At 55.1% G+C, this 16,626-nt stretch carries 12 protein-coding genes; 6 read left to right on the forward strand and 6 right to left on the reverse strand.

Going from position 1 to position 16,626, the window contains the following annotated elements; genetic code table 11:
• Positions 1-74 precede the first annotated feature (74 nt).
• The gene (locus tag ON072_RS18795; protein ID WP_025008945.1) at positions 75-491 is read right to left on the reverse strand and encodes an organic hydroperoxide resistance protein; all 417 of its coding nucleotides are present in this window, start codon (positions 489-491) and stop codon (positions 75-77) included.
• A gap of 113 nt (positions 492-604) precedes the next feature.
• On the opposite strand from ON072_RS18795, the gene ON072_RS18800 reads away from it, so the two are divergent.
• The 3 genes from ON072_RS18800 to rlmC all read left to right on the forward strand — a co-directional run bounded on the left by ON072_RS18800 (position 605) and on the right by rlmC (position 3,444).
• Positions 605-1,036 carry a MarR family winged helix-turn-helix transcriptional regulator gene (locus ON072_RS18800; RefSeq protein WP_025888690.1) on the forward strand — a complete coding sequence of 144 codons (432 nt, stop codon included), beginning with the start codon at positions 605-607 and terminating at the stop codon, positions 1,034-1,036.
• A gap of 13 nt (positions 1,037-1,049) precedes the next feature.
• A complete protein-coding gene (locus tag ON072_RS18805) occupies positions 1,050-2,237 on the forward strand; it encodes an FAD-dependent oxidoreductase (RefSeq protein ID WP_208140848.1) in 1,188 nt (395 codons plus the stop codon).
• A gap of 73 nt (positions 2,238-2,310) precedes the next feature.
• Positions 2,311-3,444: a 23S rRNA (uracil(747)-C(5))-methyltransferase RlmC gene (rlmC, locus tag ON072_RS18810; protein ID WP_261753024.1), complete on the forward strand. Its 1,134-nt coding sequence runs from the start codon at positions 2,311-2,313 to the stop codon at positions 3,442-3,444.
• An 11-nt stretch (positions 3,445-3,455) separates the two neighbouring features.
• On the opposite strand, the gene ON072_RS18815 is transcribed toward rlmC, so the two are convergent.
• The 4 genes from ON072_RS18815 to ON072_RS18830 are packed head-to-tail and all read right to left on the reverse strand — an operon-like array spanning position 3,456 to position 6,586.
• Positions 3,456-4,649: an ATP-binding protein gene (locus ON072_RS18815; RefSeq protein ID WP_261753025.1), complete on the reverse strand. Its 1,194-nt coding sequence runs from the start codon at positions 4,647-4,649 to the stop codon at positions 3,456-3,458.
• Positions 4,646-5,356, reverse strand: a complete 711-nt coding sequence (locus ON072_RS18820; protein WP_144215867.1) for a response regulator transcription factor — start codon at positions 5,354-5,356, stop codon at positions 4,646-4,648. The genes ON072_RS18815 and ON072_RS18820 overlap by 4 nt, the downstream gene beginning before the upstream one ends.
• Positions 5,353-5,727 (reverse strand): DUF3019 domain-containing protein, encoded by a 375-nt coding sequence (locus tag ON072_RS18825; RefSeq protein WP_037436155.1) that lies wholly within the window; start codon positions 5,725-5,727, stop codon positions 5,353-5,355. The genes ON072_RS18820 and ON072_RS18825 overlap by 4 nt, the downstream gene beginning before the upstream one ends.
• 7 nt (positions 5,728-5,734) lie before the next feature.
• Positions 5,735-6,586 (reverse strand): MipA/OmpV family protein, encoded by an 852-nt coding sequence (locus tag ON072_RS18830; RefSeq protein WP_261753026.1) that lies wholly within the window; start codon positions 6,584-6,586, stop codon positions 5,735-5,737.
• Between the two features lie 675 nt (positions 6,587-7,261).
• Between ON072_RS18830 and chrA the strand changes: the two genes are divergently transcribed.
• The 3 genes from chrA to ON072_RS18845 all read left to right on the forward strand — a co-directional run bounded on the left by chrA (position 7,262) and on the right by ON072_RS18845 (position 12,117).
• Positions 7,262-8,410, forward strand: a complete 1,149-nt coding sequence (gene chrA, locus ON072_RS18835; RefSeq protein WP_261753027.1) for a chromate efflux transporter — start codon at positions 7,262-7,264, stop codon at positions 8,408-8,410.
• A gap of 100 nt (positions 8,411-8,510) precedes the next feature.
• Entirely contained in the window at positions 8,511-10,169 is a 1,659-nt protein-coding gene (locus ON072_RS18840; protein ID WP_025008952.1) for a methyl-accepting chemotaxis protein, read from the forward strand.
• Between the two features lie 283 nt (positions 10,170-10,452).
• A complete protein-coding gene (locus ON072_RS18845) occupies positions 10,453-12,117 on the forward strand; it encodes a methyl-accepting chemotaxis protein (RefSeq protein ID WP_025888698.1) in 1,665 nt (554 codons plus the stop codon).
• A gap of 87 nt (positions 12,118-12,204) precedes the next feature.
• Here ON072_RS18845 and fdhF read toward each other — a convergent pair whose 3' ends face one another.
• Complete coding sequence (gene fdhF / locus ON072_RS18850; protein ID WP_261753028.1) at positions 12,205-16,458, reverse strand: formate dehydrogenase subunit alpha; 4,254 nt, start codon at positions 16,456-16,458, stop codon at positions 12,205-12,207.
• Positions 16,459-16,626: the final 168 nt, after the last annotated feature.

Consider the following 16,626-nt stretch of genomic DNA (forward strand, 5'->3'; position numbering starts at 1 on the left):
CAGGCCTGTAAGCCGACGCAGAGCACACATGGGACTTGTTCGCACCTTCCTTAGCTCTAAATAATATCAGAGCTTCAGTTGATCTTAATATCATTCACAGTGAGCCCCACATCAAGGTTGTTGCGGGTAGCATTGGAGTAGGGGCAAACACTGTGGGCCTTGAGTACCAAGGCTTCGGCCTCGGCCTGCGCGAGCGGCAGAGTGACAGCCAGAGATACCTGCAGCGCAAACCCACCATCTTGACTGACCAAGCCGACATCGGCGGTGACAGGCGCGCTGGCAAGCTTGATTTTACCCAGGCGCGCCACATGTAAAATGGCGTTGGAGAAACAGGCGGCGTAACCGGCGGCAAACAACTGTTCCGGATTGGCCCCGGCTCCTGTCCCGCCCATCTCCTTGGGATAGCTTAGGGTCAATGACAGGGCACCGTCATGAGTGGCTACTTCGCCGTTGCGGCCGGCTTTGGCTGTGGCTTGAGTGTGATAGAGCATAGTAGTTTCCTTAATTTAAGTTGCGCACAATCTAATTGCTGGCAATGATAGATCGATATTTGTTACAAAAGCAAGTATATTGTGCGCAATTAAATTGTGTTTAGGGTTTGCATATGTCAAACGAGCCCCTGTGCCTGGAAAACCAGGTTTGCTTTTCGCTATACAGCGCCGCCAATGCTATGGTGCGGGCCTACCGGCCTGTGCTGGATGCCCTGGATCTTACCTACCCGCAATATCTGGCCATGCTGGTGCTTTGGCAACACAAGGGCATCAGTGTCAAGGCGCTGGGTGAGCGTTTGCATCTGGACTCAGGCACCTTGACCCCCTTGCTCAAACGCCTGGAAACTAAAGGCTTGCTGTTAAGAGGCCGCAGTGAACAGGACGAGCGGGTGCGGGTATTGACGCTCACTGATGCCGGGCTGGCTTTGCAAGCGCGCGCCGCCGATGTGCCCGAGCAGATGCTGTGTCGCAGCGCCATGCCGCAGGCGGAGCTGCAACAACTGAAAAGCTTGTGTGACACACTGTGGCTGCAATTGGAACGTTAACGGAAAGAGGCTGATGGAACAGGTCGATCTGGCAATCATAGGTGGCGGCATATCCGGGGTGGCGGTGGCACAGTGCGCGGCGGCAGCCGGTTATTCCGTGGTGCTATTGGAAAAGTCCACTCTGGCGGCAGGCACCTCCTCCCAGTCCAGCAAACTGATCCATGGCGGCTTACGTTATCTCGAATCCGGGCAACTGGATCTGGTGCGCGAATCGCTGCGGGCCCGGCGCGAGTTATTGCGTCTGGCGCCAACCCTGGTCAAGGCCGTCCCTTTCTTTATCCCGGTTTATCGTGACAGCCGCCGCGGCGCCTTGACCCTCAGGGCCGGCCTCAGCCTCTACGGCTTGCTGAGCGAGTTTGACCGCCTGGGCCGTTTTCGTAGTCTGCCGGCCAGGGATTGGGGGAGCTTTCCCGGGCTCAAGCTGGCAGGAATGACCCATATGTTCCAATACTGGGATGCCCAGACGGATGATGCCTTGCTGACCAAGGCGGTGGCCGACAGCGCCAGGCTGCTCGGTGCCGATATCCGCGAGGGCGCCGAGTGTTTGACGATAGAGCATGAGCCTCAGGGATGTAAGCTGAGTTACCGGGATGCGGATGGCGACAAAATGCTGCACTGCCGCTTTCTGGTCAACGCCGCCGGCGCCTTTGTCAACGAACTGCTGGCGCGGGTGACACCGCCCATAGCCCAGACGGCAATAGACTGGGTGCAGGGGAGTCATTTGCTTCTGGATATTCCTGCGCCGCCCGGAGTGCTCTATCTGGAGTCCTGCTTCGATGAGCGGGTGGTATTCGTGATGCCTTGGTACGGCAAGACGCTGATAGGCACCACGGAAACCCTCTGCCAGGGACCGGTTCCGCAGATCACCCGAGAGGAGATAGCTTATCTGCTGGGGATCTATCGGCACTATTTTGGAGGCTCTGGCAGTTTTACGGGTGCTGTCACTACAGAGGCGCTTGAAGCCAAGGTATTGGCGCATTTCAGTGGCATGCGGGTGCTGCCCAAGGGCGATGGCGATGCTTTTGGGCGGCCGCGGGAGGTACAGTTGTACCAGCGCTATTCCCATCCCAGGTTGCTGACGCTCTACGGCGGCAAGTTAACCACCTTTCGTGCCACTGCCAAGGCGGTGACGGCAGAGATAAGCAAGGTGCTTGGCAAACGCAGTCCCAAAGCGGATGTCGACAAGCTGATGCTGGGATGATTTTTAGGGTGAAACAGGCTAAAGTGTGCCGCTTTTGCCGCCGGGCTAAATTGGAAACTTGGGATATATCAGAGTGAAATGTGATTTTTTTGCGCAGGGCAAGTGCCGCTCCTGTACTCACATAGAAACGCCAATGGCGCAACAACTGGCCGCCAAGAGTGAGCAGTTGGCGCAGTTGCTCAGCCCCTTTACCCCCTTTGAACTCTTGGCCCCTGTCAGCGGGCCGTCCCAGGGTTTTCGCAACAAGGCCAAGATGGTGGCACTCGGGGCCGCCCATCAACCCATTCTGGGGATAGTTTCCCCGAGTGGTGAGGCCGTGAGCCTGTGCGATTGTCCTCTCTATCCTGCCGATATGCAGGCCCTCCTGCATCGGCTTGAGCTGTTTGTACGTCAGGCCGGGATCCCACCCTATCGGGTCGATAAGGCCAAGGGCGAACTCAAGTTTGTGTTGTTGACCCGCGCCGAAATCAGCGGCGACTTTATGCTCAGGTTTGTGTTGCGCTCCAGGCAATCCATCGAACGGATTGAGCGTGAACTGCCAAAGCTGCTGGCCGAGTTTCCTGCCATCAAGCTGGTATCTGTGAATCTGCAGCCGGTTCATATGGCCAGGCTCGAAGGTGAGCAGGAGATTTTTCTCACCGAGGCGCAGCGTCTGGAGGAGTCCTTCAATGGCGTGCCTCTCTATATCCGCCCCAAGAGCTTCTTTCAAACCAACCCACAAGTGGCGGCGGCCCTTTATCAGAGTGCCAAAGACTGGGTCAGTGAGCTGAAGCCTGAGTCTATTTGGGATCTCTTCTGTGGTGTCGGCGGTTTTGGGCTGCACTGTGCCAATAAAGACACAGAGCTTACAGGGATCGAAATCGAGGCTGAAGCCATCGCCTGCGCCAAGTTATCCGCCGAAAAGCTGGGGCTTGAGCGGGTGAACTTCAAGGCGCTGGATTCGGGCAGTTTTGCCGCGGCGCAGTCCTCGGGACAAGTGCCGGATCTTATGATAGTCAATCCGCCGAGACGTGGCATAGGCACCGAGCTTTGCCAGGCCATTTCGACCTTTGCGCCGCCGCATCTGCTTTATTCCAGCTGTAACCCTGAATCTTTGGCCAAAGATCTGGCGGCTATCAGTGGTTATCGTGTGCGCAAGGTGCAGCTGTTCGATATGTTTCCGCACACGGATCACTATGAGGTATTGGTGCTGCTGAGTCGCGGCTAAGACAGTGGCTTCTATGCTCTTGGCCAACACAGGCTGATGGCGGCGCCGCCCAGCGATTGCGAGTGGCTCAGCTCCAGCCGGCCGCCGTGCCAGATGGCAATCTTGCGCACTATATAAAGCCCCAGGCCAAAGCCGCTGCCATCACTCTGTTTGGCATCTCTGGCAAAGGCCGCCAGTAGTTTTTTGCCTTTATCTTCAAAGCCCGGGCCATCATCCTCGACTCTGAGGCAGTTATGGCTTTTGCTTTGCTCGAAACTCACCTGTATCTCTTTTTCGGCGAAACGCATGGCATTTTGGATCAGGTTCTGGCAGGCCACATTCATTGCCGTCTTATCGAATTGTGCCTGGCCCGGCACAGAGTGAAATCCTATCTGGAAGTCACGGCTATAGAGGCTGTATTTCTGCTCAAGCGCCTGAATAAAGTCGGCGATGGATTGAGGCGAATGGCATAGTTCTCCCTGTTTATGTTCCAGGCGGGCAAAAGAGAGATAGTTGGCCGCCAACTGTTCTATCTCATCTATGTCCTGGGCCAGGCGCGCTGCGTATTGAGGCTCCATCTGCTGCTTGCTCAGCTCAAGGGCAAAGCGCATTCGCGCGAGCGGAGTGCGTACTTCGTGGGAGATGGTATGGGATAACTCTTTATGCATCTGGACAAAACTCACTATCTGGTGGCTCATGCTATAAAGCGCCTGAGCCAGCGGAAAGATAGCCGAGCTTTTACGTATGGTTAGCGGTTGCAGCGAAGGCTGACGGCCAAAGCGAATGGCGCTCTGTTGCAGGGTATGGAGATCGCGAAACACAGGCCAGATAAGCAAGATGGCGACCAGGGCCAGGCTGGAATAGAAACCGAGCAAGATCAAACTGGTGACATCCTCCCTGTCTTGCTTCTCTGTTACCGGGCCAAATCTGAGTAGCTCACTGCCTGAGCCTTGCTTGTAGTAATAGAGCTCGCCGCTGGAGTGACGCAGCGCCAAGGTCTGCCCCTCATTGAGTAGCTGTCTCAGGCTAGTGGGCAGTGCCAGACTGCCGGCGGCAAGAGTTGAGAGATGCGCGCCCTGTCCCCGGGTTTGCAATAAGTCGTCCACCGAGATCAAATAGCTGGCCTCTTCGCTGCGATATTGATCTGTCAGTTGGCCAAAGCTCCACAGCAGCAGGGAGCAGGACAGCAGCAGAAACCCAAACAGTCGGTAAAACTGAAACTTCATGCCTGAATCCTGATCATGGCTTGATTGGGCTGGTAGTTGAACAGATAGCCCTTGCCGTGCACTGTAGTGATCTGCAGGCCGTTTATCTCCAGCTCATCCAGGCGTTTGCGCAGCCTGCTGACCTTGAGATCTATGGCTCTGTCCAGGCCGTCATAGGCGCGGCCGATAAACTGCTCGAACAGATACTCCCGTGACAATACCCGCCCGGCGTTGATCACAAACACCCACAGGAGTTCAAACTCCTTGGTGGTAAAGGCCAATGCCGAGCCCGCCAGAAACACCTGCTGCTGATTGGGATCAAGCTGCAGATCGTGCAGACACAAGGTTTTGCGTCCGGGCAGCTGTTGCCTGTTACGAAGTTGAGTACGTATTCGTGCCAGCAGCAAGGGGGGAACCACGGGCTTGAGCAGGTAATCACAGGCGCCCAGCTCCAACCCCAGGATCTGATCGCCTTCACTGTCGCGGGCGGTGAGGAAGATAAGCGGGCAGGGATAACAGGCCGCCAAACGGGGATAGATACCAAAGCCATCTTCACCGGGCAGCATCACATCGCAGAGGATCAGGCTGAAACTGTCACTGTCCTGACGGGCAAGCGCGGCTTCGGCATTGTCCAGATGAACCAGCTCGAAGCCTTCATTGGCCAGATAAGTGCAAATAAGTCCCGCCAGCGGCAGATCATCCTCAATCAGGAGTATTTTTTCTTTCATAGCAGATCCCAACTCAGGCCCCGCCGTCTGCGACTGACGGGCTCGTAGATAGCCACTCTGAGCAAGCGGCTGGCAACTGTGCGGTTTTGCTGATCCCTGAGCTCAATAAGCGTATCCCTGACCAGGCTTAGTTGCAGCTTGTAACTGAAGTCACGGCGTTGATGAAAACAGGTTAAAGGCGCTGCGCTGTTGGCCAGCCAAAGGCACAGAGAGCGAGGCTGTTGGCTGTGAAACTCGAGTTGCAGTTGCAGCTTGCATTCCGATTCCTGATTGGTCATGGCGCAGGTATCCGGTGCCAGCCAAAGCTCTTCTCCCAAGGCGCTTGCCCAGGGACTTATCAGCATGAGTAACCACAGTAGCCATCGATTCATAGAGCCCTCAAAACCGATAACTCAAACCGATGAAACCTGAGAGATAGCCATCCTTGTCTATCATGGGACTGTTGGTGATCCCCGAGTCAAGCCAGGTGTATTCGGTTACCATCACCAGGTTGATATCCTGCCATAGTGGCAGATTAACCAGCAGGCGGGCGTGATAATTGATACTGGCCGAGGGTGTGTAACTCAGTCTCAGCGGTCCGCTTTCTTCCGGCGTAAGCTGATAGTAGTAACGCACCAGGGATTCATTCTTGCGAATCGCGCCTAGCTCAAGCCCAAGGGCTCCCCAGGAGTAGAGCAGGCTCTTTTTCAATCTGAGCTGCAGCTCATTGCCGTCATGTACCCCGGAAATGTCCTGAAACAAGCCCAGATTGATATCCGTGTAAGGCGTGACCCAAGTGACGGAAACTCCGCCCAGATAGGAGATGTGACGCTGGATTTCGTCAAGGATAGGTTCGCTGTTACCGTTGGGGCGTATGACCTGCCCCTTGTAGGGGGAGAAGCCTATGATGTCGCTCAAAAACAATTTGTTGAGGCCATCAAACTCGAAAAAGAATCCATCTTCATTGAGCTTGGTTTGCAGATCGAATAACCAGTTGTCCGACTCATAGAGGCTGTAGCCCAGAGTAAAGTTTTCCAGATAGAAGCGTTCTGAGTAATAGCTCCAGGATGGCAGCAGGAAGGTTTCTATCGGCTTGGCATGCACTCTGGGATTATCCAGGCGGCCATATCCCAGGGCGAGGGCAAGTCTGAACTCATCCACAGGGACAGTTTCCGTCGCATTTTCTTCAGCTGCCGCAGTCAGGGGCAACTGAAGGCCAAGCATCAATATCGCGTACCACCATAGCTTCATAGCTTACTTCTTACTTCCTGCGAACTCTCAGTGAATCTAAACAAACACTTGTTAAAAGTCTGTAAAAATTTAACCAAGTTACAAAATGCTACATAAGTATTATGTTTTTGGTTCTTTTGCGGTGATTGTATTTGATGCTTGTGTGAATATCTATGCATTAAAATTGACAGGTGTCAAAAGTGGTACTGCTTTGCTATATGGTGGGTTATGGTTTCTTTATGTTATTTTTAGTGGGTTTGTGTTTATGGCTAAACTATGGTTGAGGCTTTTTTAACTGCATTGGCTAGTAATCATTTTGAATAAATATTAAATGTTTGAATTATGTTTCATTGAGAGGGTGGAACCTGGCATAGAGAAAGCAGCCTGGAAACCGTGGCTGATTTCGAGCGATTACACTTGCCGGTTAGTGGGTGCAGATCTGGGTTGTAGTGAGATGATTTCCCGTCAACTTGACTCTCTTTTCCGTCTCGGAATTCACTCTTGGGAAGCGACGGACTTTGGCGGCTGTTCTTGCCTCAATAGCGGCTGTTTGACAGGCGAAGATGGACTTTCAGTCGTCTGTTCATAGGTTTTTCTTATTGTGCTCCCACAGACTAAAAGCTGTTGATAATAAGATAAGTGTCACACTTATGTCATACAATGGAGCCGAACTGAACAAGGGTAGAGTGAACACAGATGTGGCAGATTTTTGTACGTTTTTTTTCCTTGGGGTTGGTGAGTTTTGGCGGCCCGGCGGCGCACATAGGTTACTTTCGCAAGACTTTTGTCGAAGACTTGGGCTGGCTTGATGACAAAGATTACGCCTCTTTGGTGGCGTTGAGTCAGTTTCTGCCCGGCCCGGGATCCAGCCAGGTCGGCTTTGCCATAGGTTACCGCCGCGGCGCCTTGCCCGGGGCAATGCTGGCCTTTATCGGCTTTACCTTGCCTTCGTTTCTACTGATGTTTCTGCTGGCGGTCAGCAGCTATCAATACCTCTCCAGTGATTTATTTCAGGGGGTTATCGCCGGACTCAAGTTATTGGCTGTGGTGGTGGTCGCCGATGCTGCCTGGGGTATGTTCAAACAGTTTTGCCGCAGCCATATCACCCGGATGTTGGCCTTGCTGAGTACTGTGATTCTGCTTTTGTGGCCGGGGAATTTGACCCAATTGCTGCTGTTGCTTGCCGGTGCCATTGTCGGTCTTTATGGGCTCAATCGTGAGGCACCAGCACCGGCCAAGTCTGGAAGTATGCAGCTCAACTGGAGTGCTTTACTGATATTTCTATTTTTACTGCTGCTCACCGGCCCCTTGCTTGCTCACCCTCTGGCTGAACTCTTCAAACAGTTTTATCAGACCGGCGCCATGGTATTCGGCGGCGGCCATGTGGTGCTGCCCTTGCTGGAGAGCCAACTGGCAAACAGCATAGATCATGACAGATTCCTCACCGGCTACGCCCTGGCGCAAGCCGTTCCCGGCCCCATGTTCAGTCTGGCCGCCTATCTGGGCGCCGAACTGTGGCCGCAAGATGCCCTAGTTGGCGCCTCGGTGGCAACGCTGGGCATCTTTCTGCCCGGTTTTCTGTTGCTGCTGGCGGTGATCCGAGGCTGGCAGGGAATCGCCGAACGCCCGAAAATGGCTGCCATGGTGATGGGGATTAATGCCACTGTCGTTGGTTTGTTGGCGAGTGCCCTCTATCAACCGGTATTTACCAGTGCTGTGACCCGCCCGGTTGATATGGCCATGGTGCTGGCGGGCTTTATGTTGCTCAAGCTGTGGCGTTTGCCCCTGGTGTTTTTGGTGCTCGGATTTGCAGCAATGGGTGCTATTTCCACTCTCTTCATGTAAAACAAATGGTTAAACTTTGATCTCAGGCATTTTTTATACGAACTTAAAGTGAACAAAGTTACTATAATTTGCAGATATTCCATTCCCGGGGGAAACCTAAGTGTCCAGTCTGAGTTTACGAAATAAGTTACTGCTGCTTGCCCTGTTGCCATTGTTGACTGTTTCCATTGTCTTGATGCTGGCGTCCTGGACAGTAGAGTCGGATGCGCTTGAAAGCGAAATTACCAATTTCAGAGAAAAGCTGCTCAACGAGCGTCGTCAGGAGTTGGTGCATGTGACCGAAGTCGCCAAAGAGATTGTCAGCTTTCAGCGCAGTCAGGGCGGAGACTATAAGGCGGCCTTGCGGGATGTTCGCTTTGGCAGCGCAGGTTATTTCTTTGTCTATGATGGCAAAGGTAAAAACCTGTTTCATGCCCTGTTGCCCAAGCTTGAAGGTACAGATCAGATAGGGATGACAGATCCCAAGGGAACCAAGATCATAGTAGGCTTGCTGAATGCAGCCCGCAGTGGTGACGGTATTCTCACCTATTACTACCAAAAGCCCGGCACCAACGAGCTGGTGGAAAAGATAGGTTATGCCGCCATGGTTCCAGGCACCGACTGGATCATAGGCACCGGCGCCTATGTGGATGATATCGAAGCCTCAGTGGCCGAATATCGACAGACCGCATTGGAAGACATGGAAGGTAAGCTGTGGCTGACGTTGATGATAGTCATAGTCATCACTCTGATCACCGCAACGCTCATATTGTTTGCTGCTCAGCGCACTGTGACTCCTATCCGCAACATGCTGGATAACCTCAACGATATCGCTCAGGGGGAAGGGGATTTAACCAAGCGTTTGCAGGTGCACGGTGAAGATGAGATTGCCCAGCTGGGGCAGGCATTCAACCGCTTTGTCGACAAGTTGCAACACATCATCCGTGACGTGACTACCGCTACCCACGAGGTGCAGGATGCCTCTGGTTCTATTCATGCCCAGACTCAGGCGATAGCGGCGCAGTTGGCCAACCACAACAATGAAACCGATCAGGTGGTGACTGCGATCACAGAGATGTCTTCCACTGCCCAGGAAGTGGCGATGAACACCACCCAGGTGGCGGAGGCGACCCATGTGGCGAGCGATGAAGTGGCCAAGGCTCAGGAGTGCGTCGATACTTCGTTGACCGAGATCTCCACTCTGATGGCGGAAATCAATAGCGCCGCCGACCATATTCAGTCGCTCAACGAACAGTCGCAGAAGATTAACAGCGTGCTGTCTGTCATCGGCGGCATTGCCGAGCAGACCAACCTGTTGGCACTCAATGCGGCCATTGAGGCGGCTCGTGCCGGTGAGCAGGGCCGAGGTTTTGCCGTGGTGGCCGATGAAGTGCGCAGCCTGGCGAGCCGCACTCAGGCCAGCACTTTGGAGATCAACGAGATGCTCAGCGAGCTGCATCGTCTGGTGAGCCAGGCGGTGAGTGCCATGGAAGAGAGCCAGCAAAGCTGCCATCGCAGTGTCGAATCTTCCAGGCTGATTTCCGAGAGTCTGGGAGCCGTCACCAGCTCTGTCACCTCCATCAATGATATGAGTACCCAAATCGCCACCGCCGCCACAGAGCAGAGTTCGGTGACCGAAGAGATCAACCGTAATATCTACGCCATTCAGGAGATAGTCGCCGAGCTGTTGCACTCCAGCGAAGAAGCGGCCAGAGTCAGTCAAACCGTGTCTCACAGTGGTGATAATCTGGGGCAACTGGTCAATCAGTTCCGGGTTTAATCATTCAATATGAAGAAGACAGAAACAGCGCCATTTGGCGCTGTTTCTTTATCTCGACCGTCCAGCACAAGATGCCGTACCGCTTATGATGTTTCCCAGCAACCATTCCCCGCCAATCGTGGAACCTTTCGGTTGGTCGTAAGGTAAAAAAGTAATTTGTGTAACATTTTGAATCATTTGTTTGTTAATTGTTTTATTTGTAATCATATTGATATTGCATGTTGGGGCGCGGGACTATACTCAGTAAAGAGTGTCTGACAGCTACTGGGGGGAAGTTATGTCCTTGTCTGCTCTGAGCTTGAGAAGCAAATTCTTGCTGCTGGCTTTACTACCTTTAATTCTGACTTTGATATTGGTGATGGGGTATTCCTATCGTGCCGAACATCAATCACTGGAAAATTCGATCGCTTTATTCAAACAAAAGTTGGTCGATGAACGAAAACAGCAACTCAAGGATGCGACAGGGCTGGCTTTGGAAAACATCAACTATCAACTCGGTCTGGGAGACAGAGGTGATGTCAACGCGGCGTTGCGGCAACAGAGGTTTGGCAGTGCCGGATACTTCTTCATTTATGATTTCAACGGGATCAGTGTATTTCATGCGGTTAAGCCTGAGCAGGAAGGCACAGATCAAAGCGGCATGACAGACCCCAATGGCACACAAATTGTGCGCGGTCTTATCGATGCCGCCAGAACTGGTAAAGGCTTTATCAACTACTTCCATGCCAAGCCCGGAGTGACTGGCCTGGTGGAAAAGATAGCCTATGCCATCCGGGTCCCCGGGAAAGACTGGCTGGTAGGCACAGGTGTTTATGTGGATGACATAGAGGCGGCCGTTGCCGCTTATCGACAAACCGCCACCGAGGAGATGCAGGCCAAGACCATAGGGGTGCTGTTGATGTCGCTGGTGCTGACTCTGGTTACTGTGTTTGCCATTCTCTTTACTGCTCAGCGGATGATAATACCTATCCGCAATATGTTGGATAACCTCAACGATATCGCTCAGGGGGAAGGGGACCTGACCAAGCGCCTGCAGGTGCGCGGTGAAGATGAGATTGCCCAGTTGGGGCTGGCGTTCAATCGCTTTGTCGAAAAACTGCAGCACATCATCCGCGATGTCACCACGGCCACCCATGAAGTGCAGGATGCCGCCGGTTCCATCCATTCCCAGACCCAGGCGATAGCATCCCAGTTGGTGAACCACAACAATGAAACCGATCAGGTGGTGACCGCCATTACCGAGATGTCTTCTACCGCTCAAGAAGTGGCGATGAACACTACCCAGGTAGCGGAGGCGACTCATGTGGCTACCGACGAAGTGGCCAAGGCCCAGGAGTGCGTCGATACCTCGCTGACTGAGATCTCCACCCTGATGGCGGAAATCAACAGCGCCGCCAACCATATTCAGTCGCTCAGCGAGCAATCACAGCGGATCAACAGCGTCTTGTCTGTCATCGGCGGCATCGCCGAGCAGACCAACCTGCTGGCATTGAATGCTGCCATTGAAGCGGCTCGCGCCGGTGAGCAGGGCCGAGGTTTTGCCGTGGTGGCCGATGAAGTGCGCAGTCTGGCGAGTCGTACCCAGGCCAGTACGTTGGAGATCAACGAGATGCTCAGTGAGCTGCATCGTCTGGTGAGTCAGGCGGTGAGTGCCATGGAAGAGAGTCAGCAGAGTTGCCACCGCAGTGTCGAGTCGTCCAAGCTTATCTCCGAAAGCCTGGGAGCTGTGACCAGCTCTGTCACCTCCATCAATGATATGAGTACCCAAATCGCCACCGCCGCCACAGAGCAGAGTTCGGTGACTGAGGAGATTAACAGGAATATCTACGCCATTCAGGAGATAGTCGCCGAGCTGCTGCATTCCAGCGAAGATGCGGCCAGGGTCAGTCAGACTGTGTCCCACAGTGGTGATAACCTCGGCAAGTTGGTCAATCAGTTCAGAGTCTAATCTTGCTTGAGAGCTCAGTTGCAGGAATGAGCAACTAAAGAAAAATAAAACGGCGCCAATCAGGCGCCGTTTTTTATGGAACTCAGTTTAGGTTTCGGAAGCCAAAGGCGCCTCGACGCGCTCTGCCTTGACGGCACACACCTTGAACTCAGGAATATGGGCCACGGGATCCAGCGCATTGATGGTCAGCTTATTGGCCGCCGCCTCAACGAAATGGAATGGCAGGAACAGCACCCCAGGCTGAGCCCGGCGGCTGACAAAGGCCTGAATAAAGATTTCACCGCGGCGGCTTTCCAGTTTGAGCCAGTCACCCTTGCCGACGCCCAAACGCTCGGCATCCTCAACAGAGATCATCACTCTGGGGGAGCCGAGTTCGTCCAGCCCGGCGGTTTTACGAGTCATAGTGCCGGTGTGGAACTGCTCCAGCAGGCGTCCGGTCGACAGCATCAAGGGATAGTCATCGTCCGGCAGCTCAGCCGGTAAACGATAATTGACCGGCTGCAGTCGCCCTTTGCCATGGGTAAAGCTGTTGCGGTGCAATACCCGGGTACCCGGATGTTGCTCATCTGGGCAAGGCCACTGCAACCCGGCCGGATTATCCGTGGTTCTGTGCCAACTGATCCCGGCATAACTGGGGGTCAGGGCCGTGACTTCCTGCCAAATTGCCTGTTCATCGCTATAGTGCCAGTCGGCGCCCATGGCATTGGCCAGCAGCTGCAGTATCTGCCAGTCCGGACGGGCACTACCTGGCGATTGCAAGGCGACTTCCAGTCGTTGAACCCGGCGCTCGGTATTGGTGAAGTGGCCGCGCTTTTCGGCAAAGGCCGCTGCCGGCAATACCACATCGGCCATGTCGGCAGTTTCGGTGAGGAAGATATCCTGCACTACCAAAAATGGCAGCTTTTTCAGCGCCTTGAGCACATGTGCCTGGTCGGGGTCGCTCAGTACCGGGTTTTCGCCCATCACAAACAGGCTCTGCAGCCGGCCATCCAAAATCGCCTGCATCATATGAGAGGCCGGAATGCCTGTCTCAGGGCTCAGCTTGTCAGTGCCCCAGGCCCGCGCCAGTTTCAGCCGCGCAGCATCATCATCCAGACGTTGATAGCCACTGAAATAGTTGGGCAGGGCGCCCATGTCACAGGCACCCTGGACATTGCTCTGGCCGCGCAAAGGGTTGATCCCGGCGCCGTCGAGCCCGAGGTTACCCAGCAATAGCTGCAAGTTGGCAATGGCGGTGACATTGTCATGGCCTGTGGTGTGCTGGGTGATCCCCATGGCGTAGTAGAGGGCGGTCTTTTTGGCGGTGCCCAGCATTTCGGCCATGGCCGCTATTTCGCTGCTGCTGACGCCTGTCACCCTGGCGGCCTGCTCCAGGCTGTAGTCCGGCCGCAACAGCTCTTCGCGCAAGGCCTCAAAGCCTGTGGTGCGGCTGCGGATATAGGCCTTGTCATGCCAATCGTTAAGCAGTATCTGCTGCATGATGGCGTTGAGCAGCATCACATCTGTGCCGGGGCGATGACGCACAAACAGCTCGGCGCTGTCGGCTATGCTGACCCGCTTGGGATCGGCGACCAGGAGTCTTGCCTTGCCGCGGCTGACGACCGACTTGATCCTCGAGGCAATGATGGGGTGGGCGCAGTCGGTATCCGAGCCCAGGATAAAGATGAGATCTGAATCCTCTATGCCGGGAATATCATTGGTCATGGCACCGCTGCCGAGAGCATCGTAGAGCCCGGTCACTGTGGAGGCGTGGCACAGACGGGCGCAGTGATCCACACTGTTGCTGCCAATAACGGCCCTGAACAGCTTTTGCAGCAGGAAGTTCTCTTCATTGGTGGCCTTGGCGGATGCCAGTGCGCCGAATGAACTCGGACCAAACTGTTCCAATTGTTCTTGCCAGTGGGCGGCAATATAGCTGATGGCCGTTTGCCAGCTACAGGGTTCCAATTTGCCGTTACGGCGAACCAGCGGCTGGGTAAGGCGCTCTTCACTGTTGATAAAGTCAAAGCCGAAGCGGCCCTTGACGCAGAGCATGCCCTGGTTCACAGGTGAGCGCACATCGCCCTCGGCCGCAAGGATACGATTCTGGGTGGTGTCTACCTTGAAGCGGATGCGACAACCGACGCCGCAATAGGTGCAGATGGTGCTGGTCACCTTGGTGTCGGGGGCTTGTCCTTGGGTCTTGTGGCGGGCATCGACCAAGGCGCCGGTCGGGCACACCTGCAGGCAGTTGCCGCACTGAACGCAATCGCTGTCGGCCATGGATACGCTGAAACCGGCTCTGGGGGCCCGGCGTTCGCTATTGCCTCCCGGCAGCGCCGAGAATTGGTTGGCCTCAAAGCTGATGGCCTTGTGGCCACTGCGGCGGTGGCAGATGTCAACGCAGGCACCGCAGCTGATGCAGCGATTGGCGTCGAAACGGATAAAGGGTGTGCTCAAATCCTGGGCAAAGTGTCTGGCCTGCAGCGCCGATTCGCCACCGGCATCCTGCTCTAGCAAGCCCTGGCTGCTGACCTTGTATTCACTGGCGTAGTCTCGCAGGCGACAGTCCATATTGGCCTGACAGCCACATTCGAGGCAGCGTTTGGCCTCGGCTTCGGCCATTTGCGGCGTCAGTCCCAGCTCTACTTCGGCAAAGTTACTCAGGCGCTCGGCCACAGGTAACTCCGGCATCTTGACCCTGGCATTTTTGACCTGTGAAGGGAAAAGATCTTTGGGTAAATCCAGTTGGGACTTGAGACCTATCGCCTTGCTGGCATTGAACGCCACCGGCGTCAGTGGGCAACTGAGCCCCTGATTGAACAGGGCGTTTATGGCCTCGGCGGCGCGGCGACCATCGGCGACCGCTTCCACCGCAGTGGCGGGTCCGCGGCGCACATCTCCGATAACAAACAGTTTTTCCAGCCCAGTGCTCATGCTGATGTCGCAGCCGTTGATCGTATTCCAGCGGCTGAGCGCCGGAGCGCCTTGCAGCAGACGGTTTTCAGGCTGCTGCAGAAAGGCCAGATCCGGTGATTGGGATACGGCGGCGATCAGGGTATCAAACTCGCAGTCGAAGGTTTCGCCGCTGGGCTGCGGTCGGCGGCGGCCGGAGGCATCTGGTTCACCCAAAGACATTTTTTCCAGCGTGACTCGAACAAGACGGCCGTCACTGCCGGCATGGTTGGCCACAGGATTGGTCAGTAGCAGGAAGTGGATCCCTTCCTGCTCAGCTTCATGAATTTCAAAGGCTTCGGCCGGCATCTCCTCTTTGGTGCGCCGGTAGATCAGCGTCACCTCGGCGCCGAGGCGTCTGGCGCTGCGGGCACAGTCGATAGCGGTATTGCCGCCGCCGACAACGGCCACTTTCTTACCCGTGACAAGTTGGTGGTCCATTGCCAGATCTTTAAGGTAGTCGACCCCGAGATAGCAGCCGGGCAGGTCGCTGCCGGGATAGTCGAGTGGCACGGCCTTTTGCGCGCCCATCGCCAGACAGAGGGCATGATACTCTTCGGCCAGTTTCGGCAGCAGTATCTGCTCGCCTATTGCTGTGTTGGTGTGAATGCGGATGCCGCTGCGCTCCAGCAGCGCTATCTCTCTATCGAGTATTGCCTTGGGCAGGCGATACTCGGGAATGCCGTATCTTAGCCAGCCACCGGCCTTGGGAGCGGCCTCAAAGATGTCCACGTCATGGCCCTGATTGGCGAGGAAGAAACCGGCGCTGAGCCCGGCTGGCCCGGCGCCGATTATGGCCACCTTCTTGCCGCTGGGGTCGGCCTTGGGCGGCTGATAGGGCTCGGTATCGGCCAAGTCCAGATCGGCGGCGTGGCGCTTGAGCTGACGTATCGCCAGTGGCTCATCGATCAGGGCGCGGCGACAGGCACTTTCACAAAATGCCGGGCAGACCCGACCGATAGACAGAGGCAGAGGCAGGGTCTGCTTGAGGATCCGCACCGCTTCTGTATGGTTGCCCTGACCTATGTGATACAGATAAGACTGCACATCGACGCCTGCCGGGCAGGCTTGCTGGCAGGGGGCTTCGCAATCGGCGAAGTGATCTTTCAATATCCGTTTCAGCGTCTGCTGCCGATGGCTGTGCACTGCCTGGGTATGATTCTTGAGCTGCATTCCGGCAATTGCCGGAGTCGAGCAGGCCAGCAGCGGTCTGTCACCATCGGCCATTATCTGGTCGAGCCGGGTCAGTTGGCACAGGTGTTCATCGGCGCCTTCTGTGGTAGCCGGACCGGGGTCTGTATGGTGACACAGACAAGGAATGTCGATGCCGGCCCGATGGGCCGCCTGCAACAGGGTCTCGCCCTCAAAGGCGCTGACGGCCTGGCCGTCGATATAGATCTCAAACATGGGCAGCCTTGTTATTTGCTCACCTTGATGGGGGTGAAGTAGGGACTAATTAAGCTGATAACCATGCAGTATATCGATCGCAGGGTTCGCTTCATTGAGCTGGAACAGGCTTTTGCCGGGGAATTCACAAAGCCTATCGACTCTGTGCACTCATCTGAAAAATGGATT

This window comes from Shewanella sp. K8 (assembly GCF_028823715.1).
Lineage (GTDB): Bacteria > Pseudomonadota > Gammaproteobacteria > Enterobacterales > Shewanellaceae > Shewanella > Shewanella algae.

Coding starts and splice junctions, on each gene's coding strand:
- ON072_RS18815 (WP_261753025.1), bottom strand. CDS start 4,649: ATGAAGTTTCAGTTTTACCGACTGTTTGGGTTTCTGCTGCTGTCCTGC.
- chrA (WP_261753027.1), top strand. CDS start 7,262: ATGTGGCAGATTTTTGTACGTTTTTTTTCCTTGGGGTTGGTGAGTTTT.
- fdhF (WP_261753028.1), bottom strand. CDS start 16,458: ATGTTTGAGATCTATATCGACGGCCAGGCCGTCAGCGCCTTTGAGGGC.
- ON072_RS18805 (WP_208140848.1), top strand. CDS start 1,050: ATGGAACAGGTCGATCTGGCAATCATAGGTGGCGGCATATCCGGGGTG.
- ON072_RS18830 (WP_261753026.1), bottom strand. CDS start 6,586: ATGAAGCTATGGTGGTACGCGATATTGATGCTTGGCCTTCAGTTGCCC.
- ON072_RS18820 (WP_144215867.1), bottom strand. CDS start 5,356: ATGAAAGAAAAAATACTCCTGATTGAGGATGATCTGCCGCTGGCGGGA.
- ON072_RS18825 (WP_037436155.1), bottom strand. CDS start 5,727: ATGAATCGATGGCTACTGTGGTTACTCATGCTGATAAGTCCCTGGGCA.
- ON072_RS18800 (WP_025888690.1), top strand. CDS start 605: ATGTCAAACGAGCCCCTGTGCCTGGAAAACCAGGTTTGCTTTTCGCTA.
- ON072_RS18795 (WP_025008945.1), bottom strand. CDS start 491: ATGCTCTATCACACTCAAGCCACAGCCAAAGCCGGCCGCAACGGCGAA.